Below are 22,673 nucleotides of genomic sequence, written 5' to 3'. Positions count from 1 at the left end.
CGTGCGAACGATCAAGCTTTCCGCTTCATTCTATGGGCGGAGCAACCTTCATGTCCCGGCTGGAAAAGGGAACTAAAGTTCCCTTCATGGGGCTTGACAAAGCCGCCGAACAAGAATTGGCTATTGCCCTGGCCGATGCATTGCGGGCCGAACTTGGCAGTCGTTCCGTCGCCAAGACGGTGGCCCGCTGGACCGGCGTCAGCGACCGGGCCGTCAAAAAATGGCTGGCGGGCAAAACGGTTCCAGGCGGCATGCATCTCGTCGCCCTGATGCGTCACTCGGATCAGGTGCTTGCTGCGGTGCTGAAAGCTGCAGGAAGATCATGAGGCCGACGCGTGGCTTACGCCAATTTACTCCCTGCTTCCATTGTATACACCCATCCCTTGTCGGCCGGTAAGAGCCGACAATAAGGTTGTCGCAGTAACCTAATGCCGGGCGGAAATGTCCTGGCAGTAAACTGCGAGACACGCCGATGCCCAACGCCCTCCATCCCGACCGCATGAGTACCGCCGAACGCCTGGACGAAGTGGCGGATATTCTGGCGGCTGGCCTGATCCGGCTGAAGGTTCGGAAGTCCAGGGCTTTATCTGCTGACACCAGAGATAGTCGCCTCGACTTCACGGCCCCCCAGAGCGGTCATGTCCTCGTCAACCGACGGAGGAATTACCCATGATCGACGAACCATTGCTGGCCCGCCTGGCCGCACTGAAGACTGCACCGATTCCCGACCTGAAAGCGCAGTGGCGCGACTTGTTCGAATCCGAACCGCCGCCCTACAACCGCACTTTCCTGGAAAGCCGTCTGGCCTATCGCATCCAGGAACTGGCCTATGGTGGGCTGGCGGCGACCACCATCGCCCGCCTGGAGAACATGGCCGAGGACTTCGACACCACCAAGGGCCGCCGCAAGAGGGAGCAAGCCCGCCCCATCGCCGGCACCCGGCTGGTGCGGGAATGGAAGGGCGTCGAGCACTGCGTCACGGTGCGCGAGGATGGCTTCGAATATCAGGGGCGCCCTTACCAATCGCTTTCGGCGGTGGCTCGCGCCATCACCGGGACCCGCTGGAATGGCCACCTCTTTTTCGGCCTGAAGAACTATAGGACAAAAGCATGAAGCCCGCCGGAACCAAGCCGATCCGCAAGCTACGCTGCGCCGTCTACACCCGCAAATCCACCGAGGAAGGGCTGGAGATGGAATTCAACTCGCTGGATGCCCAGCGGGAATCCTGCGAGGCCTATGTCGCCAGCCAGAAGGCCGAGGGGTGGGTGCTTGTCCCGACCCATTACGACGATGGCGGCTTCTCCGGCGGCACCCTGGAACGCCCCGGCCTGAGGCGCCTGTTGGCCGATATCGAGACCGGTCTGGTCGATGTGGTGGTGGTCTACAAGATCGACCGTCTGTCGCGCTCCCTGATGGATTTCTCCAAGCTGGTGGAGGTGTTCGACCGCAATGACGTCACCTTCGTCAGCATCACGCAGTCGTTCAACACCACCACGTCGATGGGGCGGTTGACGCTCAACATCCTGCTGTCCTTCGCCCAGTTCGAGCGGGAAGTGATTGGCGAACGTGTCCGCGACAAGGTGGCGGCGTCGCGCCGCAAGGGGATCTGGATGGGCGGGCCGGTGCCGTTCGGCTACCGCTGCGCCGACCGCAAGCTGCTGGTGGTCGAGGAGGAAGCCGCCACCGTGCGGATGATTTTCGAGCGGTTCATCCGCATCGGCTCCGCCACCCTGCTGGTCAAGGAATTGGCAGAAGAAGGCATCACCCGCCGGGGCAAGAAGCTGGACAAGGGCGGCCTCTACAAGCTGCTGGCCAATCCGCTTTATATCGGCAAGGCTGTCCACAAGGGCGTGGCCTATGACGGCGAACACCAGCCGATCATCGATCAGGCCCTGTGGGACAAGGTCCGCTCCATCACCGAGGTTTCCCCCCGTGTCCGCGCCAACCGCACGCGGGTGCAGACGCCGGCCCTGCTGAAGGGGCTGATCTTCGCCCCCGGCGGCCGCGCCATGACTCCCAGCCACACCCGCAAGAAGGGGCGGCTGTACCGCTATTACGTCACCACCAGCATCATCAAGGAAGGCCCCGAAGCCTGCCCGATCGGGCGCGTCCCCGCCGCCCAGGTCGAGAACGCGGTGATCGACCAGTTGCGCTCCCTGCTGCGCACCCCGGAGATGGTGGCCCGCACCTGGAAAAGCGTCCGCGCCGAGGGCCAGGACATGACCGAACGCGAGATTGCCACTAACCTGGGCCAGCTTGATCCCCTCTGGGACGAACTGTTCCCCGCCGAGCAGGCCCGCATCGTCCAGCTTCTGGTCGAGCGGGTCGATATATCGCCCCAGGGCATCAACATCAGCCTGCGCACCGATGGGCTGGCCCAGCTTGCCGGGGAACTGAAACCAGCCAAGGGGCGGAGGGCGGCAGCATGACCACGGTCTTCGTGCCCATGACCTTCCCCCGCATCGGTGGGCGCAAGCGCATCGTCCTGCCCGATGGCAGCCTCTATAACCCGGAGACACGGGTGCCGGTGGACAGCCCTATTGTCCGGTCGTTGGCACGAGCCTTTCGCTGGCGGCGGATGCTGGAATCCGGTCAGCACGCTTCCATCAACGAACTGGCCGGGGCCGAGCGCGTCGATCGCGCCTTCGCCAGCCGCGTCCTGCGCCTGACCCTTCTGGCCCCGGATATTGTCGAGGCCATTCTCGCGGGCCGTCAGCCCGAGAAGCTGACCGTGCGGGCGCTGCTGGGGCCGTTTCCGGTGAACTGGACGGAGCAGAGGCGGGAACTGGGCGATGGCGGGTGACCGCTTTGCGCCGATTCTGTTGAAAAACTCCCGGTTGCTGAGGTGCTGCTGCTCTGATTCAATCGATCTGAGCAGCGGGAGACGAGCCAATGATGGGTGAGCGCCACATCGACCAGCCGGCATTGTTCTACGAGTTCAGTCTCGAGCGCCACGTGCCTTCTGATCACCTGCTGCGCTCGATCGACCGGTTCGTCGATCTCGGCGACATCCGCGAGCAGCTGCGGCCCTATTACAGCGAGACCGGTCGGCCATCGATTGATCCCGAGTTGATGATCCGGATGCTGATCATCGGCTACTGTATGGGCATCCGCTCGGAGCGGCGGCTCTGCGACGAAGTGCGTCTCAATCTGGCTTATCGCTGGTTCTGCCGGCTTGGACTCGAGGGTACGGTTCCCGACCACTCGACCTTTTCGAAGAACCGGCACGGCCGTTTCCGTGACAGCGACCTGCTGCGGCAGCTGTTCGAGGCGACGGTGGAACGCTGCATGGCGGAAGGCATGGTCGGCGGTGAGGGCTTCGCGGTCGATGCCAGCATGATCAAGGCCGATGCCAACCGGCAGCGCTCGGTGCCAGGCGACGAAGGACTGCCGGACGAGGCTACCGGTCAAGCGGTGCGCGAATATCTGGCAGCCCTCGACGATACCGCCTTCGGTGCGGCGACGCCGGTTGTGCCGAAGTTCATCTCGCTTGCCGATCCGGCAGCCCGATGGACCGGCGCCAATGGCGGCCTCGCCTTCTTCGCCTATTGCACCAACTACCTGATCGACCTGAAGCACGCCGTGATCATGGACGTGGAAGCGACGACGGCAGTGCGCCAGGCCGAGGTCACCGCCCAGCGCATCATGATTGACCGCACACAAGAGCGCTTTGGCATTTGGCCCGAGCGGCTTGCCGCAGATACCGGCTACGGCTCGGCCGAGAACCTCGCCTGGCTTGTCCATGAGCGCGGCATCGAGCCGCATATTCCGGTATTCGACAAATCCGCCCGCAGCGACGGCAGCTTTGCCCGCGCCGACTTCCCCTATGATCATCAGCGCGATCGCTACACCTGTCCTGCCGGCAAGGAATTGAAGCAGTATCACCGCACCTACGCCACCCCGCGGCCCGGCGTCGACAAGGACGGCTTCATGCGCTATCGCGCGAGCAAGCACGACTGCGATGCCTGCTCGCTCAAACCGCGCTGCTGCCCCGGCCAACCTGCGCGCAAAATCCCGCGATCGATTCACGAAGGCGCCCGCGACATGGCGCGCGAGATCGCGAAGACAGATGCCTACGTCACCTCACGGCGCGAACGGAAGAAAGTCGAGATGCTGTTCGCCCACCTCAAACGCATCCTGAAGTTGGATCGGCTCCGATTGCGGGGACCAAACGGTGCCCGCGACGAATTCCTTCTCGCCGCCACCGCCCAGAACCTCCGGAAACTCGCGAAGCTCATCCCCATGCAGCAACTGGTCCCGGCGACCTGAGCGGGACAGGGCAACACAGTCTCGTCAGATCGTGTCGGCACCATCGAGCGCCAGGCCGCCATCGATGGGGTTTTTCAACAGAATCCGCCCATCATGGTCGTTCCGGAGATCACCGCCTAATTCCGAAAACGGACCTTGCCCTAATTCGCCACACCAGCGGTTGCTGGGCCTGGATAGGTGACAAGGGCTATCGCGGCCACGGCCTCAACCGTTCTCTACCGGGGCCATCCCCGCGAGTTCCGTCGCCGATCCCGTCATCGGCCACATGAAGAACGACGGTCCTGCCTCCCTCAAAGGCAGGGGCGGCGGGTGCGCCATATGCTCAGCAAATTGGCGTAACGCCGGGCACCATTCGACTGGTGCCCGACCGCGATCGCGGCGCCCCTGACCGGGCGCCGCAACATGCGCGTTACGCAGCCCTAGGCGTCAGTGTGCCGGCGGGATACCGACCTCCAGTGTCACGGTGCCGTCGCCATTGTCGACCATTCCCGACATCGGCCACGAATGGATGGTGTAGGTCCCATCGCCATTGTCCTTGGCCTCGGGAGGAATCCCGCCTTCCCAGCTTCCAACCTGATCGGCCGAGACAGTGAAGGTCGAATTCTCCAGATCAACCTGATCGGCCGAAACCGGCAGCGTCCACGAACTCGGTCCCTCTGCGTTGTATTCGAGCCCTTCAAACAGCGGAGCGATGAATTCATTGACATAGCCATCCGGATGGGGCGGCGGTGCGGCCATATCCCCACCACCCGGAGGCGGCGGGGGTGGCATTTCGTCACCTGCCGGCGGCGGGGGCGGCATGTCACCACCGGGCGGCGGCGGAGGCGGCATGTCACCACCGGGTGGCGGCGGAGGCGGCATGTCACCACCGGGTGGCGGCGGGGGCGGCACTTCACCACCGGGCGGGGGCGGCGGGGCATCGATGGCACCGGCCAGGTCTTCCGGCGGAGCTTCGCCAGGCGTTCCCGAGCCGCCGACCACCAAGTCCAAATCCAACTCGGAAATCTCTTCCGGGGTCTTGCCAGTTTCCTTTATGGGTGCCATCGCCGCTCTCCCTTGTGCTGTAGCTTTGCACCATTTTTTTCGCGCCGCAGCAATCGCGACGCAACAACAGTGCAATGAAATCTTTTGTCTAAACCCGTATTTATGCTTACCACCAGCCATGTATCACGGCTATCCTAAATTGGATGGGAACAACTAGTTATCAGTTTATAATGAGCATTAACGGAACGCAGTCTATCTTCCGACAAGTGGCGCTGGAGCGGCTTTCGACTCCGGAACAACTTGATCAGGCTATGTGTGTGACTTCGCCATTGGCGTGGTTGCTGATGGCTGCGAGCGGTGTTCTGGTCGCCGTCGCCGTGGTTTGGAGCATGATCGCGACTGTGCCGATCAGGGTGCCGGCCAAGGGCATCTTGTTCAGCGCCGGTGGTGTGCTGACGGTGGCGTCAGAGCAGGGCGGTCGCATCGCTGCGCTGCCGGTGCGGTCGAACCAGCGGGTCGAGGCCGGCCAATTGGTGGCGCGGATCGAGCAGCCCGACCTTCGTCAGGACCTGGAGACCGCGCGTCAGGAACTCAACGAGTTGGAACGCCAGCGCAAGCAGATCGTCGAATTTCAAAGCCGCGACATGAAGGTTCAGATGAACCTGCTGGCCCAGAAGAAGCGTGACGTGCAAGAGGCCATGGGCCACGTCCGCGACCGCATCCGCTGGCTCGACGAGCGAGCGCGCAACGAGGCGCGCCTGCTGGAACGCCAGATCATCGACCGGCAGCGCTACATCAACACCAAGATCGACTTGAATGCCGCCCATGAGGCCTTGTCCAAAAGCAACAACGAACTGAAGCAGATCGAGCGCGACGAGACGGCGCTGACCATCGGCAAGGAACGGGAATTGCTGGACAAGCGCATGGCGATCGGTGCCGTCGAGCGCAAGATCGAGGCGCTGACCGAACGGTTGGCCCGCCAATCGGTGGTCCTGAGCCCCTACAGCGGCGTAATCGTCGAGTTTAAGGTCAACGAGGGCGAGGTGGTTGAGAAGGGGGCATCCCTGTTCAGCCTGTTGCCCAGCGACCTCGGTGCCCTTGAAGGTGCCGGCGGGGTGCGGGCGGTGCTCTACGTGCCGCCCGGCGACGGCAAGAAGGTCAAGCCGGGGATGGATGTCCAGGTGGCGCCCTCGACGGTCAAGCGCGAGGAATACGGCTTCATCCTGGGCAAGGTGCTGTCGGTGGCGGAGATCCCTTCGACCTCCGAAGGCATGATGCGCACCCTGAAGAACCAGCAATTGGTGCAAGCCTTGTCGGGTCAGGGCGGCGCACCGTTCGAGGTGGTAGTGGAGTTGAGCCGCGATCCCGCCACGCCCACCGGCTTTCGCTGGTCGTCGTCGCGCGGGCCTGACGGCGAGATCAATTCCGGCACCCTGGCGGATGCGGAAATCCACGTGCGCCAGATTCATATGATCAGCCTGGCGCTTCCCGCCCTCGAGCAATTGCTGGACCGATGATCGCCAAGGTGTCCGCCCTGCTGGATCGCTGCCGCCCGCTGGTCGAGCGGGCGCGGGCACGCCTCGATCATTGGCGCGGCGCCAAGCCTGCCGGCTTGCGCGTGTGCACCCCCACCGTTTTGCAGATGGAGGCGGTCGAATGCGGTGCAGCCTGCCTGGCCATGGTGCTGGGGCACCATGGGAGGTTCGTTCCGCTCGAGGAATTGCGTTATGCCTGCGGCGTCTCGCGCGATGGTTCGAAGGCCAGCAACATCGTCAAGGCGGCACGCGCCTACGGCCTCAAGGCCAAGGGGTTCAAGATGGAACCGGCGGGGTTGCGCAAGCTGCCCTTGCCGTTGGTGGTGTTCTGGAACTTCAATCACTTTGTCGTGGTCGAGGGCTATGGCGGCGGCAAGGTGCTGCTCAACGATCCTGCCACCGGTCCCCGCGCCGTCTCGGACCTGGAATTCGACGAAAGCTTCACCGGTGTCGCCCTGGCCTTCGAGACCGGTCCAGAATTTCAGACCGGCGGCCAGCCGGCGAGCGCGTGGAACAGCCTCAAGGGCAAGCTCGAAGGGGTGAAAACGCCCTTGTTGTACCTGCTGGCGACCAGCTTGGCCTTGTCGATCCCGGCTCTGCTTCTACCGTCTTTCCAGCGCGTCTACGTCGATTATTATCTCATCCAGCACCTGGGCGACTGGCTGGTGCCGCTGCTGTCCGCCATGGTGGTGACGGCATTGATCCGCATGGCGTTGACGTGGCTGCAGCAGGAGAATTTGCTCAAGTTGCAGACGCGGCTGTCGGTCACCGCCTCGTCGCGCTTCCTGTGGCACGTTCTGCGCCTGCCGGTCGGGTTCTTCGCCCAGCGCTATGGCGGTGAGATCGCCACCCGGGTGCAGTTGAACGACCGGGTGGCCAGCCTGATCTCGGGCGACCTCGCCACCGCCGGCCTCAACGCCGTCACCATGGCCTCGTTCGCTCTCTTGATGCTGCAATACGACGTGTTGCTGACACTGGTCGGTCTGGCCTTTGCCGCCGCCAATTTGGGGGCGCTGAAGCTGGTGTCGCGCCGGCTGTCCGACGCCAACCAGAAGCTGCTGCTCGATCGTGGCAAGCTGTCGGGCATCACCACCCAGAACATCGGCATCATCGACAGCTTCAAGGCGTCGGGGATGGAGGATCTATTCTTCGGTCGCATCGCCGCCTACCACGCCAAGGTGGTCACTGCCGAACAGGACCTCGCCCGCCAGCGGTTGTTCCTGCAGGCGGCGCCGTTGCTGCTGGGCGGCTTCGCCTCGGCGGCGATCCTGACGCTGGGCGGCTTCCGGGTGATGGAAGGCGGCCTGACCATCGGTATGCTGGTGGCGTTTCAGATGCTGATGGCGCAATTCCAGGCGCCGGTCACCAGCATCGTCGGTCTGGGCGGACAATTGCAGGAGGCGGTGGGCTACGTCAACCGTCTCGACGACGTGCTGCGCCATCCCCGCGACCCCGAGTTCGACGCCCCCGCAGCCGCCACCCGCAAATTGTCGGGCCGCGTCGAGGTCCGCGACCTGGTGTTCGGTTTCTCGCCGTTGGACCCGCCGCTGATCGAGGGATTTTCGCTGAATCTGGCCCCCGGTGCCCGCGTCGCCCTGGTCGGCGGCTCAGGCTCGGGCAAATCGACCATCGGCAAGCTGCTGGCCGGCTTCTACCGGCCGTGGTCAGGCGCCATCCGGTTCGACGACGTGCCTGCGGCCGAGCTTGGCCGCGAGACCCTGCGCACCTCACTGGCTATCGTCGACCAGGACATCGCGTTGTTCGAAGGCACCGTGCGCGACAATCTGACGCTGTGGGACGATACCCTGCCGGACGACCGCATGGTCCGCGCCGCCAAGGACGCCGCCATCCACGACGTCATCGCCGGACGCGCCCAGGGTTACGACTCGCCGGTGTCCGAAGGCGGTCGCAACTTCTCGGGCGGCCAATGCCAGCGTATCGAGATCGCCCGCGCGCTGGCCGCCGAACCCACCGTGCTGATCCTCGACGAAGCCACCAGCGCGCTCGACGCCGCCACTGAAATCCAGGTGGTGGAGAACCTGCGGCGGCGGGGCTGCACCTGCATCATCATCGCCCATCGCCTGTCCACCATCCGCGACTGCGACGAGATCGTCGTGCTGGAACGCGGGCGCATCATCCAGCGCGGCACCCACAACGCCATGATGGAAACCGACGGGCCGTATCGCCGACTGATCGAGCATTGATGCCATGACCAGCCAAGCTCCCCTCCCCTCGCCGTTTCCCTCGCCTTTTCCCCTGGCGCTGGCGCAAGCCGGGCAGCCGTCGGCCATGCCCGCCAACGATAGCCTGGTGCTGACCGGCGAGGCCGGCCTGTGGCTGGTCGAAGCGGGCGAGATGGATATCTTCGCCGTCGATCGCCATACGGATGGAATTCTGGGAGTGCGTCGTCACCTCGCCACCGTAGTCGCGCCCGGCCTAATGGCCGGAATGGAATGGCCGGCCGATTCGGCGTCGCCGATCGAGATCGTTGCCATCAGCCGCGACGCCCGGGTGCGCCGCCTCGATGGCGGGGCGCTCCTCGGGCTGGCCGATGCCGCCGCGCTGGCGGCGCTCGGCCGTGCGCTGGAACGCTGGATCGCCGGTCTGACCGCCGGATTGGCGCGCTTTTTCGCGCCGCGCTCGGCCGCCATCCTGCCCCTGGCGCCGGGCGCCACCATTGAGGTCGCGGCCGGCGCCCTGGCTGGCTGCCCGCGCGGCCTGGTCTGGGTGCTGGTATCGGCCGGATCGGCGCGCTATCTCGGCGTCGAGACGCTTTTGGCGGCGGAGCACCCCCTGATTCCGCTGACCACCGACAGCTGGCTGACCGGCGACGAGGGGTTGACCGTCGCCGGCTACAGCACCGACGGCTTGATGCGCACGGCACATTGGTGGCCAAGGGTGAGAATTTTCCACCATGTCTGGCTGCGCGCTTTGGTCCGTAGCGTCGCCCAGGCCGCCAAGGCCGAGGAATGGCGGCTGGAAAAGCGGGCCGACAAGACCCGCGACGCCATCGACGGCACCCTGACCCGCTTTGCCCGGCTGGTCGGCGAGGTGCAGAAGCCGGCGCCCAGCCACGACCCCGACAACGCGCTGGCCATCGCTTGCGCAATCGCCTGTCAGCCGCTCGGCATCACCATCGAAGCCTCGCCGCTGCTGGCGCGCCGCCGCTCCGCCGACCGCCCGCTGACCATCGAGGACATCGCCCGCGTCACCCGTCTGCGGGTGCGCCGCGTCGCCCTGCGCGGCGACTGGTGGCGACAGGATCTTGGCCCGCTGGTCGGCTTCAGCGACGATGATGGCCAGCCAGTTGCCCTGGTTCCCGGTCGGGATGGCCGTTACCGCGTACATCGTGGCACCAACGACCGCGACGAACCCTTGACCGAAGCATTGGCGGCCGGGCTGCAGATGATGGCGTGGAGCTTCTACGCGCCCCTGCCTGAAGGCCGCCTGACCATTCGCGATCTGCTGCGCATGGGCATTCGTAACCAGACCGCCGATATCGCCGTCGCGCTGGCCGCCGGGGCGGCCGGCGGGTTGCTCGGGCTGGCCTTGCCGCTGCTGACCAGCTGGGTGTTCCGCCAGATCATTCCCGGCCACCTGGAAAGCCAGCTGGTCCAGGTCGGGTTGGCCCTGGTGATGGCGGCGGCGGCCTCCACCATCTTCAAGATCGTCGGCGACGTCGCCTTGCTGCGCATCGAGGGCCGTGTCGCCGGGCGCTTGCAGGCCGGCATCATCGACCGGCTGCTGCGCCTGCCTTCCAGCTTCTTCAACACCTATTCCACCGGCGACCTCGCGCTCCGCACCCTGACCGTCGAAGCGGTACGCAAGGCTCTGACCGGACTGGTGCTGTCCTCGGCCATGGCCGGGGTGTTTTCGCTGTTCAGCTTCGCTCTGCTGTTCTGGTACCAGCCGGCCGCCGCCTTGGTGGCGGGAGTCCTGTTCCTGCTGGTGATGGGAGTGTCGACCTTTGTCGGAGCCCGCCAGTTGAAAGCCATCTACGAGGGCGAGGCGATCTCGGGCAACATCAACAGCCTGGTGCTGCAGATCGTCAACGGCATCCCCAAGCTGCGCATTGCCGGCGCCGAGGATCGCGCCTTCGTGCTGTGGGGCAAGGTGTTCGCGGAATTGCGCGGCCGCATGGTGCGGATGCGGCGCATCGCCAACGCTTACGCCGTGTTCCTCGCCGGCTATGACATCCTGTCGCTGGCGGTAGTGTTCTTGGTGATTGCCCTGGCCGCCGGTTCCGACATGGACACCGGCGCCTTCCTGGCCTTCGTGTCGGCCTTCAGCATGTTCATGAGCTCGACCACCCAGATGGGGCGCGCCGTTATTCAGTGCTTCAATGTGGCGCCCATGGTCCAGCGCGCCCAGCCGCTGCTCGACGCCTTGCCGGAGACTGATGCCAGCAAGAACGACCCTGGCCAACTGACCGGCGGCATCGAGGTCACCGGGGTGGTGTTCCGCTATGACCGCGAGGGGCCGAAGGTGCTGAACGGGCTGTCGCTGACCGCCGGTGCCGGCCAGTTCATCGCCCTGGTCGGTCCCTCGGGCTGCGGCAAGTCGACGCTGATGAAGCTGCTGCTGGGGTTCGAGCAGCCCGAGGCCGGCGGCATCTTCGTCGACGGCCACGATCTGCGCACGCTCGACGTCCAGGCGGTGCGCCGTCAGGTCGGCGTCGTGCTGCAATCGGGCCGGCTGATGCCGGGAACCATCTACGAGAACATCAAGGGCGCCTCAGAGGCCTCGGTCGACGATGCCTGGCAGGCCGCCGCCATGGCCGGCATGGATTCCGACATCAAGGCCATGCCCATGGGCATGCACACCGTACTGACCGAGGGCTCGGCGGCGCTGTCGGGCGGCCAGATCCAGCGCCTGCTGATCGCCCGTGCGGTGGTGGCGCGGCCACGCCTGCTGCTGTTCGACGAAGCCACCAGCGCGCTCGACAACCTGACCCAGGCGGTGGTGACCGAAAGCTTGTCACGGCTGTCGGTCACGCGCATCGCCATCGCCCACCGCCTCAGCACGGTCCGCGACGCCGACCGCATCTATGTTTTGCAGGAAGGCCGGGTGGCGGAATCAGGCACTTACACGGAATTAATGGCCAGGAATGGCCTGTTCACCGAGCTGGCTCGGCGCCAGCTGACCTAAGGGGGAAAGCATGAGAAAAGTCCTCGTCATCCTGGGGCAGCTGTCGGATTCCGATGTGGAATGGTTGGCAAGTGCCGGCAGCCGCGAGAAGATCGCCGTCGGCCGTGTGCTGATCGAGGAGGGCCGACCGATCTCGTCGATGTACATCCTGCTCGACGGCCATATGGAGGTGTCGCTCAAAGGGATCGGCACCGTCGCCACCCTGGCCTCGGGCGAGATCATGGGCGAGATGTCCATGGTCGATTCGCGCCCGCCCTCGGCCTCCATCACAGCCAAGACTGATTGCCTAGTACTGGCCATTTCCAAGGACGCGCTGCAGCGCCAATTGGAAGCCGACGTCGGCTTCGCCTCCCGCTTCTACAAGGCCATCGCCACCTTCCTGTCGGACCGTCTGCGCGGCACCGTCCGCCGCCTCGGCTATGGCGATTCCGGGGCGTCGCTGGACGAGGACGTGGAATTGGAGGGCGAACTCGACCTCAACGTGCTCGACAGCGTCCACCTTGCCGGAGCCCGGTTCGAGCGCATGTTGAAGACGTTGATGGGCAAGGGCTGACAGCTCCGTCCCGTTGCCCAGGCATATCGAGAAGGAATTGGCGGAGTACCAGGGTAATCCAACCTAGCGGATGCTCGATGGAAGCGTCCGCCTTTCCTGTTCCGCGCCTGAATGCAGGCAGTCCGCTCCCGTGAAGAGTTTCGGGCGCCGGGAGGCGTACGAAAGTCTCCGAGGAACGAACCCGCGGGGTGCAGACACAGGCCTATGGGGATTTCGTTTTTCGGCTGATCCTGGTGTCGGCGTGACGGCTCGTCGAAAGGTGCCAACTTGACGCGGAGAGGTCGTCACGTTGACCTGTCGAGCCGCTTTTCGGTGAGCCAGGATGGCCGCGAACCCGCGTGGCGTCGAGGGTTTCGGAGAAAAGCGCATATGGGATCGTCACCCGACGCGTGGCGGTTCGGGTGCCTGGTGTGGTCAGGCCATGCCGGATCATGGAGGACTCTCCCGGTTCGGCAGTGCCGCGACAGGCGGCGCACGAGGCTGGTGTCCCCGTTCGAAAACCTCGATAACTACCATGCGCCCGCCACAGCAGGGACATGGCCGGGATTCATCGGCGGGTTCCTCCGAGACCTCGGCTTCGGCCGGCGGGGCGACAGCGAGAAGCGCGCGGATGCGTTCGAGGCTTGCCTTTCGGCAGGACGCGGCAAGCAGGCCGTAATGCCGGATGCGATGGAATCCACGCGGCAGGATGTGCAGCAGGAAGCGGCGGATGAACTCGTCGGCGGAAACGGTCATGACGCGTTGCCGGTCGGCCCCCTCGCGTCGGTAGTCCTTGTAGCGGAACGTAACGCCGGCCTCGTCGAAGTCGATCAGGCGGCGGTTTGAGATGGCGACGCGGTGGGTGTAGCGCGCCAGGTAGGCGAGCACGGCCTCGGGGCCGCCGAAGGGGGGCTTGGCATAGACGACCCAACGCTTCTTCCGGACCGGAGAGAGATGGCGCAGGAATGCTCGCCTCTCGGCCAGATGGGCCGTGGCGCCAAAGAAGGCGAGTTGGCCGGAATCGTGAAGCGCAATCAGACGCGTGAGAAACAGACGACGGAACAGCGCGCCCAGCACCCTGACGGGAAGAAGGAATGCCGGACGGGACGACACCCATCGCCCGTCGGGCGCAATGCCGCCGCCGGGGACGATCATGTGCACGTGGGGATGATGCGTCAGGGCCGAGCCCCAGGTGTGGAGAACGGCGGTGATGCCGATGCGGGCGCCCAGATGCTTCGGATCCGCCGCGATCCTCAGCATCGTCTCCGACGCGGCGCGGAACAGCAGATCGTAGAGCACCGCCTTGTTGTGAAAGGCAATGCCGGCGACCTCGTCCGGCAGCGTGAAGACGACATGGAAATAGCCCACGGGGAGCAAATCGGCTTCCCGTTCCGCTAACCATGTCCGCGCGGCGGCTCCCTGACATTTGGGGCAATGTCGATTGCGGCAGCTGTTATAGGCGATCCGCCAATGCCCGCACTCCTTGCAGGCTTCGACGTGACCACCCAGCGCGGCGGTACGGCAATGCTCGATCGCCGACATGACCTTGAGCTGATGCAGGCTCAGATGGCCGGCATGGGCAGCCCGGTAGGCCGGTCCGGCAACTCGGAAGATATCGGCGACCTCGAGCGAGGCCCGCAACGGCTTAGCCGTTGGGCTCGATCTCTTCGGCCTTGAACAGAGCCAGCCTGTCGAGCGGGCTGACCACGGTGCGCACCGTCCGCGTCGCCACCTTGGTGTAGAGGGCGGTGTTCTCCAGCTTGCTGTGGCCGAGCAGGACCTGGATGATCCGGATGTCGACTCCGTCTTCCAACAGATGGGTGGCGAAGCTGTGGCGGAGCGTGTGCGGGCCGACCCGCTTGGTGATCTCCGCCGCCTGGGCCGCCTCGACCACAACACGATGCAGTTGCCGGGTGCTGATCGGCTTCATCGCGTGCTGGCCAGGGAACAACCAGCCATCGCGATGCATGACGCCCTGCTGACGTCCGAACGTCCACCACTGGCGCAACAAAGTGAGCAGATCAGGCGACAGCATCGCGTTGCGAGACCGGCCGCCTTTGCCGCGTTCGACCCTTATCAGCATGCGTTCGCTGTCGATATCGCGGACTTTGAGCGCGGAGACCTCGGCGACGCGCAGACCCGCGCCATAGGCGACCGACAAGGCCGCCTGGTGCTTGAGGCACGTCGTCGCATTCAACAGGCGGGCGACCTCTTCCCGGCTCAGCACCATCGGCAACTGGCGTGGATGGGAGATCCGCATCAGCTTGCGCGCCAGTTCGGGCCGGTCGATCGTATGAGTAAAGAAGAACCGCAGTGCCGAAACGATGCTGTTCATCGTCGGCACCGGCACGCCGGACTCACGCTGCTCCAACTGGAACTGGCGAATATCCTCCGCCGTGGCCGTGTCGGGCGAGCGCCCCAGGAATGCGGCGAAGCGCCCGACGTCACGGATATAGTTGCGCTGCGTCTCGCGTGAGAACCGGCGCATGGTCATGTCCTCGATCAACCGCTGACGCAATGGGCTGACCGGGGCGGAGGGGGGAATGAGAATGGTCATGGCATGGCTCCTCAAATCCAGTGAAGGAGCCAAAATGCTCGGACTATGCCGGCCCACACTCAACCATGGCGCAACTATCCGAACCTGACAGGCGCATCAACAAAGAACATCCATCCCGCGCAGCGGGTTCGTTCATCGGCCCGAAGCGGTAATTCTGCGTGACCGCACCATTTTGCCAACTGCTTCGGGTCCAACAAATCCCCTGTCCAGAGTCCATCCATCCCCCATCAACTTACCAAAAACAACACGCCGTAACATTCTCCTTGCATGGCTATAGATACAACGACTTGCGGACCTGCTGATACGGACGGGCGTGTCAACAGGTCTGGAGAATAAACCGCTACAAAGAGAGAGTTGTGCCAGTTTCCGGCAGGGGCATGTCAGCAGGAAGACATGCGAACACCGCGCAGAACCTTGGGATACCCAAAGTCGCGTCGGCCCTGTAGAGCCAGTTTTTTTTAGAGAATGGCGTCCCCAGGGGGATTCGAACCCCCGTTACCGCCGTGAGAGAGGGGTATCTGAAGCCACTAGAGACAGCATGAGACACTTATAACAAACTGATTTTAATATAACTTTTTGATTCCACATTCAGCTTGCATCATCCTGTTTCAGGGCATATTTTGGGTAAAAATTAGGTAAACAAGGAGGCTGTGATGGCCATAACTGTTCGCGATGCCAAGCTGGACAGCCGCAACGCTCGATCCAAGCTGCCGATCCAGCACAAGCCCTTTTGGCGGGTAATCGACCAGGGATGCCATCTTGGATATCGAAAAGGTATTCGCGGCGGGGTATGGCGAGCCCGCTACCTCGTCACCCAAGGTAAATACGCGGAAACAGTTTTGGGAAAGGCAGATGACGTCCAGGATGCAGATGGACTTGAAATCCTATCTTTCAGCCAAGCACAGGAAGCTGCCCGGTCATGGTTCTCCCTGCAAGTCCGAAAGCAAGCCGGATTGCCGGTGACGGAAAGCAAAGGTTTCACGGTTTCAGACGTTCTGGACCTTTATCTTGCTTGGTTCCTGCAGCACCGAAAAAGCTACGTCACACTGAAAAACGCCGTCGAAGCCCACGTCAGACCCGCCCTGGGCAACATCGAGATATCGGCACTCACTCCCCAGAAAGTCCGTACATTCCATGAGCAAATTGCCCAGGCACCTCCCCGCCGAAGAGGGTGGGACAAGCAAAAGACCCAACAAACGACAACACCCATGTCCCTTGAGCAAAAGCGGCAAAGACGCAGCACCGCCAACCGAGTTTTGACAACACTGAAAGCCGCATTGAATCACGCTTATACAGAAGGGCGCATTTCAAGTGATGAGGCTTGGAGGCGCGTAAAACCTTTCCGCAACGTCGATTCTGCCAGAGTCCGCTATTTAAACGAATCTGAATGCAAAGCTCTCGTTAGTCATTGTACTGGCGCCTTTGCCGACCTCGTTCAGGCCGCCATTCTCACAGGATGCCGTTACGGTGAACTGATCAAGTTGAAGGCCAATGATGTCAACTTCGATTCCGGCACAGTGTTGATCACGGATTCAAAATCAGGACAAAGTCGTCACGTCGTCCTGACCGAAGAGGGGCAAGTCTTTTTCAAGCGCGCCCTAAATGGAATTGCAGTCGAACAGCTCATTTTCCAGCGTGACGATGGAAATGAATGGGGAAAATCTCATCAAAGCCGACCACTGGCGGAAGCCTGTGACAAGGCTGAAATTCGCCCTCAGATATCATTCCACACATTGCGCCATACTCACGCCTCACACTTGGCAATGCGCGGAGCCCCGCTGCCCGTAATCGCCGCCCAACTGGGCCATAGCGATACCAGAATGGTGGAAAAACACTATGCTCACCTCGCACCGAACTACATTGCGGAAACGATCAGAAAAGGCTTCCCGCATATCGGATTCGAGTGAAATGAAGAAATCGGCAAGTTTTATTGCCGATTTCACGAGACAATCTATACAAATAGAAATATCAAACACATAAACTATTGACACCAGATCAATAAAAATAAAAACCATCACTCATAAAAACATACAGGTGATGGACATGACGTGCACACTCCCCCCACTGATGACAATCCGTGAGTTCACTTCTGCGATGCGGATCAGCCGCGCAACGTTGTATCGCCTAGGGGATAAAAGCCAAGGTCCCCAGCGGGTAAAATTGCACAAATGCGGAGCCGTCCGAATCGTCCGTGATTGCATTTGGATTGCTAGTGTATTGGGGCGTAGCGGCGCAAAATGTGATGGATGCCCATTTCGGCAACCGCCGGAGTCGGCGTGATGCGCAAGAGCAATCGTATCTACGTCCGTATCACCCCCCAAATGACGGATGACCTGCACAAGCTGCGCAAAACCCTGGCGCTACCAACCCTTAGCTCTTCAGCCCGCCAAACGCTCCGGGCCGGTCTGGAGGCGCTCTTGGATCGCCCATCGATGCTACACCGGAGCGAGTTGCTCCACATCAGAATCGACTTGCACCGCGTTGCCGCCATGCTTTCCCGGGTGCCGGAGGCCGATCAGGGGCGACTCACAGAGGTATTGACCCAGTTGCAACCATTGCTGGCCCGACTGGACAAGACGGTATGACACCGTCCTTATCGCCCCATGGAACCTGACGCTCTCCCGCTTGGGGGAAGTATGGCGGCGGACTTCGGCACGTCCAGGACAGGTGGTACGCGATTCAAGGACGACACAGGACGAATCCTTTCCCGCTCCTCTGACAGAGGTATAGGGGGCGCTGCCTGTGGTGGCGCGTCCTCGTTCATCCCCGGTTCCCACGGCACCACCATTTCCGCGAAAGGCCAGTGTAAGCCGGAGAGTACCCGTCCCAAAATAACCTGTACACTGCGGAGATCGTCCACCTCGGCGCACCGCCGCGCCAGATGCCACAAGCTTTTCACCACGGTCACGCGGTTGCGGCGTAAACGACGTTTCTGACGCAACTGCCCATATTCCGTCCCCCAGGCAATGACGGTGGCATTGGAAACAGGCGGCAAAGGCGACAATAGCGGCAACTTACGCACTTCTGTCAGGGCGTTTTCCCTGGCTTCCGGTGCATGGGGCTTGGTCGCCCCGAATATTTCTGGCTGTCGACGCAGATACCAACTGGCCAAGGCCAGTTTACCGCGACCACCCTCCCCCGCCGCCAGTTCACGCCAGCACCGCTGAGCGGCAAGCGGTTCATGATAGAGGACGGAAAAATCGGAAAGCAACGGGTCCACGGGGACACCCATGGCAGATGGAACAGAGCCATCACGACACCAGGGCAGCCATTGACGCCACCAAGATGATTTTCGCGGCCTATCGGGCTCAGGTTCCCGTGGCTGTCGGCGCTGAACCAGGCCTCCTCCGTGACGGGCGAACCAAGCCGGAGCACGGCACGACAAGTCACCATTGCCCGGTCGCCTTGGCCAGCGGACAAAGGTCCGGCCCGACATCATCTCTTCCCGAAGCTCGCCCCGATCTTCCCGCCTGACCGCCTGAACTGAGACACCAGCCTGGGTCAACACCTCGGCGAACACTTGGCGCAGTTGGTCCAAGGTCTCACCATGAATGTCCAATCTCAGGCGTGGACCAAAACGGGATTGCGCCTTGACCAGCACATGGGCGTGCAGAAAGGCGGCATCGTCGTGCACGGCCCACAGCACCTGAAATCCTTTAGCGGCGAAAAGCTCATCCACCCCCGCCTGCACACCGCGCCAGAATGCCGACCGTAAAGACTCGTCGCCCACTGGCACACGGGCCGAGACGATGAAATGATGCAGTTGAGTGTGATACAGGCGCTCGGGCTCTGGCAACGTTTCACCCTGATCGGGAAGTCCACGCGCCTTGCGCGACAGGTTTTCCGTATCCGCCAACAGATCCCACGTGGTGAGTCCAGCCAAGGGATCGACTTCCGCCCCGAATTCATTGAACAGCGGCACCGGAGACAGATCGGCGGGACGCAAGCGGACAACATAACGCAGACAAGCCTTGACCCCCGCAGCGCTTTTCCGCCGCCCGGCGACCTTGACCACCACCTGTGGCCCATCGTTCCGCCGCCAGCTTTTCTCGACGCTCCAAGCCCGCCAGGTGTTGGACATCCAGGCCCCACTGGGCTGCCGCCGCCGACAGCGAAGCAACGCGCGGACCACTTCCTCGTCGTCGCTGGCCAGAACCCGGCCTAGGCGATGACGCCACCACTCTTCTGTATCTACGATATTTTGCACCTCTCTCATGTCTTCAGTTTAACGACTGAGCACACCAAAGTCTGTCCGACAAATCAGGAAAAATGAAGCGCCCCGACGACATCGGCGAACAGCGTTTGCGGGTCGAGCCCCAGCGCTTTGGCCACCCGCAGGAACTCCACCAGATCCAGCCGACGCTGCCCGGATTCATAGGCCGAAACGAAGGATTGCGGTTTGCCCAGGCGGGTCGCCAGATCAACCTGGGTGATGCCCAGGCGCTTGCGTTCCGTCGCCAAACGGGCACCGATCCGCTTGTACTGATCCGGGTCAGCCCACACGTCGCCTTCTCCTTATACCTCCTCCGACCATAAATCGGAAAATCGGATATTGAAAAATCCGATAACCTCTTTCATGCTGTGCCCTCATCCTCGTTGGGGAGCGCATGCAATGTCGGGGAAGAATTTCGACGGTCGGATCAGGCGATGCCAATCCTGCGACGATCACCGAATGAGGCGCTATGGAGAACCCCGCTAACCTCAATCCTTAGGCTTTTTCCGAACCCGCTCGGGCGTGGCGGCATCAACCACCAAACCTTTCAACAAATCCGAGGGATGCACGCCCAAACCCACCGCCAAATCCACGATCATCGCCAAAGAAGGGTTCCAACGCCCCCGCTCGATGTCGCTGAGATAGGTCACATTCATACCGGCACGGAAGGCCAACTCCTCTTGCGTCAAGCCGCTTGAGGTCCGGGCATCTCGCAGAATCTGTCCAAACTGGCGCCGGATATCCATGGACACATGACGACGTACACACCAAACGCTTGACCATCGGATATATCCGATATTGAAATGCACACACGGGACACGAGCAGTTTCTTCCTTCAAGTCAGCCGCGATGGAATACGGATATGAGGCACCATAAATTCTTGATCCCGACGCTGGCGGTAACAGCGCTCAGCCCCGGTTGCCGGATCGGCAAAAGCACCGGGGGATTGCCTCGCGCTGTTTCACTCCCACCGGAGAGCCAGTCATGACCGACAGCAAAACCTCGCTGACCCTGTTCGGCGAAACATTGGAACTGCGCACCTCCCTGCTCATGGGGGCGGGGGTGCCGATCAATGGCTTTTTCACCAACGGCCAGAGCGTCGCCGATCTGGCTCTGATCCGTCCCTATGACGGGCTGGTGCAATTCAACGACGCGGTCATCGGCAGCACGGTCGATGTCATCCGTCAGCGCAATTCCACCGGCTATCGTCTGTTCTTTGCCGTGGCGACGCCAATCCTGCTGCTGATCGACATGATCTTCGCCGTCTTGCGCGGCATCGGGCGCGTTTTCGCCGCCATGTCGGTTTTCGGCATCTTCAGCGCCGTTCTTGGTCTGGTCGCCCTCGCCGCAATCATCATGACCCTGGGGGCCATGGCCATGGTGGCACTCTATGCCTTGCCGGTCCTGGCGGTGATCTATCTGGTCCGCATGAGCTATCGCTCCGGCAACGAGGACGCGGTCCGGAAAATCAAGGAGGCCTGCCACACCCTGGCGCGTCGCCTCCCCCATGACGCCGTCGGCGCCTGATCGGCGGGTTCACTCATTGATTCACCAACAGGGGATTCGGAAATCATGATGGATTGGATCAAGCAGCATGCTGCGGCCAGCGCCGCCGCCGCTGTCGGCGCCACCGCCGCCGGATCGGTGCTCGTCTATGTCTATGTGCTGCCGCCGCAGCCGGCGGATACCCCGCCCAAGCCGGCAATCCAGGACGAGCAGGGCCAATATCCCGCCCGCTTCATCCTGCACTACAGCGGGCAGATCAACACTCATGGCGAGTGGAGCAGCGCCCGGAGGAGTATCATCGAAGAGAAAATCTTCGGGCATCTGGGCGAAATCTGCGACATCACCATCAAGGCCAATGGCGAATGCCGGCTGATTCCTTTTTACGATCCCAAGCAACTGGGCGGGGTCGGCGGGATGGACGCCCGCGTCATCTTCCGCCTGCATGAGCGCGACAACCGCTATGCAATGATCGAAACCTATTATCACGGCACCGTCAAAGGCGTGACCTGGACCCAGCTGAGCAAGGGCATCCGGATCGGCGAGGCCAAGATTTTTGCGACGGCCATGCCATGAGCGACGCAGCCGAATCCCCAGCTTTGGCGAAATGGAACCGCCTGAAAGACCTCTTGCTCCGGCATGCGATCGCGCAGGGCGCTTCCTCGACCGTGAAGTTGAGAAACTTTACGGCACATCCTCCCAAGGTCCCGAAACCCTCTGCACCCGAGACGCTCTGAGATGGGCGGCGATAAACACCGCGGGGTTATGCCGGAGGAATCTGGCCCGAAGAACTGGAATCGGCCCCCCTGGCCGGAGAACCCCATGCCGGGAGGTGGCCTGATCATTCCCGGCACCTACCGGCGCGGCTGGAAGGTGGAGGATCTTCCCACCTCTTCCGGACCGATCACCCCATTGACGGAGGAAGAAGCCGATCTCTTGTTGGGTCGGACCCCGGCAAATCAGGAAGGGCTTACTGCTGCTGTCGGGAACGCTGGTCGAAGCTCCCTTGATCCGCGTGGATGTGGAGCCGAGCCCGGAAAACGGTCTGCGCAAGCGATCCCAAGTCATGGTCGATAAGGCCATGACCGTGAAGCGGGACAAGCTGGGGGAACCGTTCGGGCACCTGGATGAGGCCGCCATGATCGCCGTAAATCGCTCGTTGGCCCTTTTCCTGGGCTTCGCCTAAAGAAGGTCGCCCACTCGGTCCGAACCGAGAAAGTTCGCCCGAATTTTGTCGGACAAATTGCTATACCTGCTGAATTCATAAGTCGTGGGATTGCGCAGATATCGCATCACCTCAGGCAAGGGCCTTGCGACTTTTGCCCAATCCGCCCTCGCCGGATTGCGACTGCGTCCAAATATGCTGCGACAGCCCGCCAATCCCCGGTGACTGGTCGGCGAGAGCTTGCGACAAAGACCATATTTCCCGTGTCAGTGAGGAAATCCCCCATGAGCATCGTCCTCAGCTTCAAAGACAATGGCCCCGCCTTCGACCGCGCCAACACGGTCGCCCAGTCCATGGGGCTATCCATGGAGGAATACCTGCTGGCCTGCATCGCCGAGGGGCACAAGCTGCTGCGCAACCGCTATCACCCCAATGACAGCGATCTGGAAGAGCCGACATTCCAGCGTTGGGGGATTCCAATCCACGATCGATGATCCGCGCCATCGACATGACCGGCTTGGCTCTTGCCGTCACAATGGGAACATATGTAGAACATTTTATGTGTGCCGCTATGTCCTCGCCCGCCATCGACCGCATGTTGCCGGGCGGCGGTCTGGCCCTTGGCAGCGTGCACGAAATCGCCGCCGCCACCGCCCATACCCCCGGTCTGCTGGCCTTCGGCCTGTCCCCCGCCCGGTTGATCCTGGTGCGGCCGAGCAGCTCGGCGGCCCTGTTGTGAAGCGGCGCGCTCCCGCGCCCTGGCCGGG

The 22,673-nt window shown here is 62.5% G+C and carries 22 protein-coding genes; 16 read left to right on the top strand and 6 right to left on the bottom strand.

Annotated elements, in window-relative coordinates; translation table 11 throughout:
* Nucleotides 1-50 precede the first annotated feature (50 nt).
* From MGMSRV2_RS03260 to MGMSRV2_RS03235, 5 genes are all read left to right on the top strand, one after another.
* Entirely contained in the window at nucleotides 51-326 is a 276-nt protein-coding gene (locus MGMSRV2_RS03260; protein WP_024078905.1) for a hypothetical protein, read from the top strand.
* Nucleotides 327-669: 343 nt separating this feature from the next.
* Nucleotides 670-1,113: a DUF2924 domain-containing protein gene (locus MGMSRV2_RS03250; RefSeq protein ID WP_024078903.1), complete on the top strand. Its 444-nt coding sequence runs from the start codon at nucleotides 670-672 to the stop codon at nucleotides 1,111-1,113.
* Complete coding sequence (locus tag MGMSRV2_RS03245; RefSeq protein ID WP_024078902.1) at nucleotides 1,110-2,429, top strand: recombinase family protein; 1,320 nt, start codon at nucleotides 1,110-1,112, stop codon at nucleotides 2,427-2,429. The genes MGMSRV2_RS03250 and MGMSRV2_RS03245 overlap by 4 nt, the downstream gene beginning before the upstream one ends.
* Nucleotides 2,426-2,803 carry a hypothetical protein gene (locus MGMSRV2_RS03240; RefSeq protein WP_024078901.1) on the top strand — a complete coding sequence of 126 codons (378 nt, stop codon included), beginning with the start codon at nucleotides 2,426-2,428 and terminating at the stop codon, nucleotides 2,801-2,803. The genes MGMSRV2_RS03245 and MGMSRV2_RS03240 overlap by 4 nt, the downstream gene beginning before the upstream one ends.
* Nucleotides 2,804-2,892: 89 nt before the next feature.
* Nucleotides 2,893-4,269: an IS1182 family transposase gene (locus tag MGMSRV2_RS03235; RefSeq protein WP_024078900.1), complete on the top strand. Its 1,377-nt coding sequence runs from the start codon at nucleotides 2,893-2,895 to the stop codon at nucleotides 4,267-4,269.
* A gap of 426 nt (nucleotides 4,270-4,695) precedes the next feature.
* Here MGMSRV2_RS03235 and MGMSRV2_RS20945 read toward each other — a convergent pair whose 3' ends face one another.
* Nucleotides 4,696-5,313, bottom strand: a complete 618-nt coding sequence (locus tag MGMSRV2_RS20945; RefSeq protein ID WP_024078899.1) for a hypothetical protein — start codon at nucleotides 5,311-5,313, stop codon at nucleotides 4,696-4,698.
* Between the two features lie 143 nt (nucleotides 5,314-5,456).
* Between MGMSRV2_RS20945 and MGMSRV2_RS03225 the strand changes: the two genes are divergently transcribed.
* From MGMSRV2_RS03225 to MGMSRV2_RS03210, 4 genes are read left to right on the top strand one after another with little or no spacing between them, the layout of a single operon-like run.
* Nucleotides 5,457-6,770: an NHLP bacteriocin system secretion protein gene (locus tag MGMSRV2_RS03225; protein ID WP_084027892.1), complete on the top strand. Its 1,314-nt coding sequence runs from the start codon at nucleotides 5,457-5,459 to the stop codon at nucleotides 6,768-6,770.
* A complete protein-coding gene (locus MGMSRV2_RS03220; RefSeq protein WP_024078897.1) occupies nucleotides 6,767-8,992 on the top strand; it encodes an NHLP family bacteriocin export ABC transporter peptidase/permease/ATPase subunit in 2,226 nt (741 codons plus the stop codon). Before MGMSRV2_RS03225 ends, MGMSRV2_RS03220 begins: the two co-directional genes overlap by 4 nt.
* Before the next feature lie 4 nt (nucleotides 8,993-8,996).
* Nucleotides 8,997-11,936 carry an NHLP bacteriocin export ABC transporter permease/ATPase subunit gene (locus MGMSRV2_RS03215; RefSeq protein WP_024078896.1) on the top strand — a complete coding sequence of 980 codons (2,940 nt, stop codon included), beginning with the start codon at nucleotides 8,997-8,999 and terminating at the stop codon, nucleotides 11,934-11,936.
* 10 nt (nucleotides 11,937-11,946) lie between these two features.
* Nucleotides 11,947-12,489 (top strand): cyclic nucleotide-binding domain-containing protein, encoded by a 543-nt coding sequence (locus tag MGMSRV2_RS03210; protein WP_024078895.1) that lies wholly within the window; start codon nucleotides 11,947-11,949, stop codon nucleotides 12,487-12,489.
* A 429-nt stretch (nucleotides 12,490-12,918) separates the two neighbouring features.
* Here the strand turns inward: MGMSRV2_RS03210 and MGMSRV2_RS03205 are convergent, their stop codons facing one another.
* Nucleotides 12,919-14,109 (bottom strand): IS91 family transposase, encoded by a 1,191-nt coding sequence (locus MGMSRV2_RS03205; RefSeq protein WP_024078894.1) that lies wholly within the window; start codon nucleotides 14,107-14,109, stop codon nucleotides 12,919-12,921.
* A gap of 4 nt (nucleotides 14,110-14,113) precedes the next feature.
* Nucleotides 14,114-15,025 (bottom strand): tyrosine-type recombinase/integrase, encoded by a 912-nt coding sequence (locus MGMSRV2_RS03200; protein WP_024078893.1) that lies wholly within the window; start codon nucleotides 15,023-15,025, stop codon nucleotides 14,114-14,116.
* Nucleotides 15,026-15,678: 653 nt separating this feature from the next.
* On the opposite strand from MGMSRV2_RS03200, the gene MGMSRV2_RS03195 reads away from it, so the two are divergent.
* Nucleotides 15,679-16,932: a tyrosine-type recombinase/integrase gene (locus MGMSRV2_RS03195; protein ID WP_024078892.1), complete on the top strand. Its 1,254-nt coding sequence runs from the start codon at nucleotides 15,679-15,681 to the stop codon at nucleotides 16,930-16,932.
* 372 nt (nucleotides 16,933-17,304) lie between these two features.
* Nucleotides 17,305-17,610 (top strand): hypothetical protein, encoded by a 306-nt coding sequence (locus tag MGMSRV2_RS03190; RefSeq protein ID WP_024078891.1) that lies wholly within the window; start codon nucleotides 17,305-17,307, stop codon nucleotides 17,608-17,610.
* Between the two features lie 8 nt (nucleotides 17,611-17,618).
* On the opposite strand, the gene MGMSRV2_RS20940 is transcribed toward MGMSRV2_RS03190, so the two are convergent.
* The 3 genes from MGMSRV2_RS20940 to MGMSRV2_RS03175 all read right to left on the bottom strand — a co-directional run bounded on the left by MGMSRV2_RS20940 (nucleotide 17,619) and on the right by MGMSRV2_RS03175 (nucleotide 19,984).
* Nucleotides 17,619-19,106 (bottom strand): hypothetical protein, encoded by a 1,488-nt coding sequence (locus MGMSRV2_RS20940; RefSeq protein ID WP_144084268.1) that lies wholly within the window; start codon nucleotides 19,104-19,106, stop codon nucleotides 17,619-17,621.
* Nucleotides 19,107-19,285: 179 nt separating this feature from the next.
* Complete coding sequence (locus MGMSRV2_RS03180; protein WP_024078889.1) at nucleotides 19,286-19,528, bottom strand: helix-turn-helix domain-containing protein; 243 nt, start codon at nucleotides 19,526-19,528, stop codon at nucleotides 19,286-19,288.
* A 198-nt stretch (nucleotides 19,529-19,726) separates the two neighbouring features.
* Entirely contained in the window at nucleotides 19,727-19,984 is a 258-nt protein-coding gene (locus MGMSRV2_RS03175; protein WP_024078888.1) for a helix-turn-helix domain-containing protein, read from the bottom strand.
* Between the two features lie 238 nt (nucleotides 19,985-20,222).
* On the opposite strand from MGMSRV2_RS03175, the gene MGMSRV2_RS03170 reads away from it, so the two are divergent.
* The 5 genes from MGMSRV2_RS03170 (at nucleotide 20,223) to MGMSRV2_RS21345 (ending at nucleotide 22,645) form a co-directional block, all read left to right on the top strand.
* The gene (locus MGMSRV2_RS03170) at nucleotides 20,223-20,765 is read left to right on the top strand and encodes a hypothetical protein (protein ID WP_024078887.1); all 543 of its coding nucleotides are present in this window, start codon (nucleotides 20,223-20,225) and stop codon (nucleotides 20,763-20,765) included.
* Nucleotides 20,766-20,810: 45 nt separating this feature from the next.
* On the top strand, nucleotides 20,811-21,317 hold the full coding sequence (locus tag MGMSRV2_RS03165) for a hypothetical protein (RefSeq protein ID WP_024078886.1): 507 nt from the start codon (nucleotides 20,811-20,813) through the stop codon (nucleotides 21,315-21,317).
* Nucleotides 21,318-21,747: 430 nt separating this feature from the next.
* The gene (locus tag MGMSRV2_RS03160) at nucleotides 21,748-21,927 is read left to right on the top strand and encodes a type II toxin-antitoxin system PemK/MazF family toxin (RefSeq protein ID WP_024078885.1); all 180 of its coding nucleotides are present in this window, start codon (nucleotides 21,748-21,750) and stop codon (nucleotides 21,925-21,927) included.
* Nucleotides 21,928-22,190: 263 nt separating this feature from the next.
* Nucleotides 22,191-22,400, top strand: a complete 210-nt coding sequence (locus MGMSRV2_RS03155) for a hypothetical protein (protein WP_024078884.1) — start codon at nucleotides 22,191-22,193, stop codon at nucleotides 22,398-22,400.
* Between the two features lie 77 nt (nucleotides 22,401-22,477).
* Nucleotides 22,478-22,645: a hypothetical protein gene (locus MGMSRV2_RS21345; RefSeq protein WP_158497724.1), complete on the top strand. Its 168-nt coding sequence runs from the start codon at nucleotides 22,478-22,480 to the stop codon at nucleotides 22,643-22,645.
* The last annotated feature ends 28 nt before the right edge of the window (nucleotides 22,646-22,673 follow it).

The organism is Magnetospirillum gryphiswaldense MSR-1 v2 (assembly GCF_000513295.1).
GTDB classification, from domain to species: Bacteria; Pseudomonadota; Alphaproteobacteria; order Rhodospirillales; family Magnetospirillaceae; genus Magnetospirillum; species Magnetospirillum gryphiswaldense.
This window is presented reverse-complemented; position numbering and strand designations above follow the sequence as displayed.

Bases quoted from the DNA above. Each gene is read 5' to 3' on its own strand.
- MGMSRV2_RS03260 (WP_024078905.1), top strand. From the start codon at position 51: ATGTCCCGGCTGGAAAAGGGAACTAAAGTTCCCTTCATGGGGCTTGAC.
- MGMSRV2_RS03250 (WP_024078903.1), top strand. From the start codon at position 670: ATGATCGACGAACCATTGCTGGCCCGCCTGGCCGCACTGAAGACTGCA.
- MGMSRV2_RS03245 (WP_024078902.1), top strand. From the start codon at position 1,110: ATGAAGCCCGCCGGAACCAAGCCGATCCGCAAGCTACGCTGCGCCGTC.
- MGMSRV2_RS03240 (WP_024078901.1), top strand. From the start codon at position 2,426: ATGACCACGGTCTTCGTGCCCATGACCTTCCCCCGCATCGGTGGGCGC.
- MGMSRV2_RS03235 (WP_024078900.1), top strand. From the start codon at position 2,893: ATGATGGGTGAGCGCCACATCGACCAGCCGGCATTGTTCTACGAGTTC.
- MGMSRV2_RS20945 (WP_024078899.1), bottom strand. From the start codon at position 5,313: ATGGCACCCATAAAGGAAACTGGCAAGACCCCGGAAGAGATTTCCGAG.
- MGMSRV2_RS03225 (WP_084027892.1), top strand. From the start codon at position 5,457: ATGGGAACAACTAGTTATCAGTTTATAATGAGCATTAACGGAACGCAG.
- MGMSRV2_RS03220 (WP_024078897.1), top strand. From the start codon at position 6,767: ATGATCGCCAAGGTGTCCGCCCTGCTGGATCGCTGCCGCCCGCTGGTC.
- MGMSRV2_RS03215 (WP_024078896.1), top strand. From the start codon at position 8,997: ATGACCAGCCAAGCTCCCCTCCCCTCGCCGTTTCCCTCGCCTTTTCCC.
- MGMSRV2_RS03210 (WP_024078895.1), top strand. From the start codon at position 11,947: ATGAGAAAAGTCCTCGTCATCCTGGGGCAGCTGTCGGATTCCGATGTG.
- MGMSRV2_RS03200 (WP_024078893.1), bottom strand. From the start codon at position 15,025: ATGACCATTCTCATTCCCCCCTCCGCCCCGGTCAGCCCATTGCGTCAG.
- MGMSRV2_RS03195 (WP_024078892.1), top strand. From the start codon at position 15,679: ATGGCCATAACTGTTCGCGATGCCAAGCTGGACAGCCGCAACGCTCGA.
- MGMSRV2_RS03190 (WP_024078891.1), top strand. From the start codon at position 17,305: ATGCGCAAGAGCAATCGTATCTACGTCCGTATCACCCCCCAAATGACG.
- MGMSRV2_RS20940 (WP_144084268.1), bottom strand. From the start codon at position 19,106: ATGTCCAACACCTGGCGGGCTTGGAGCGTCGAGAAAAGCTGGCGGCGG.
- MGMSRV2_RS03175 (WP_024078888.1), bottom strand. From the start codon at position 19,984: ATGGATATCCGGCGCCAGTTTGGACAGATTCTGCGAGATGCCCGGACC.
- MGMSRV2_RS03170 (WP_024078887.1), top strand. From the start codon at position 20,223: ATGACCGACAGCAAAACCTCGCTGACCCTGTTCGGCGAAACATTGGAA.
- MGMSRV2_RS03165 (WP_024078886.1), top strand. From the start codon at position 20,811: ATGATGGATTGGATCAAGCAGCATGCTGCGGCCAGCGCCGCCGCCGCT.
- MGMSRV2_RS03155 (WP_024078884.1), top strand. From the start codon at position 22,191: ATGAGCATCGTCCTCAGCTTCAAAGACAATGGCCCCGCCTTCGACCGC.
- MGMSRV2_RS21345 (WP_158497724.1), top strand. From the start codon at position 22,478: ATGTCCTCGCCCGCCATCGACCGCATGTTGCCGGGCGGCGGTCTGGCC.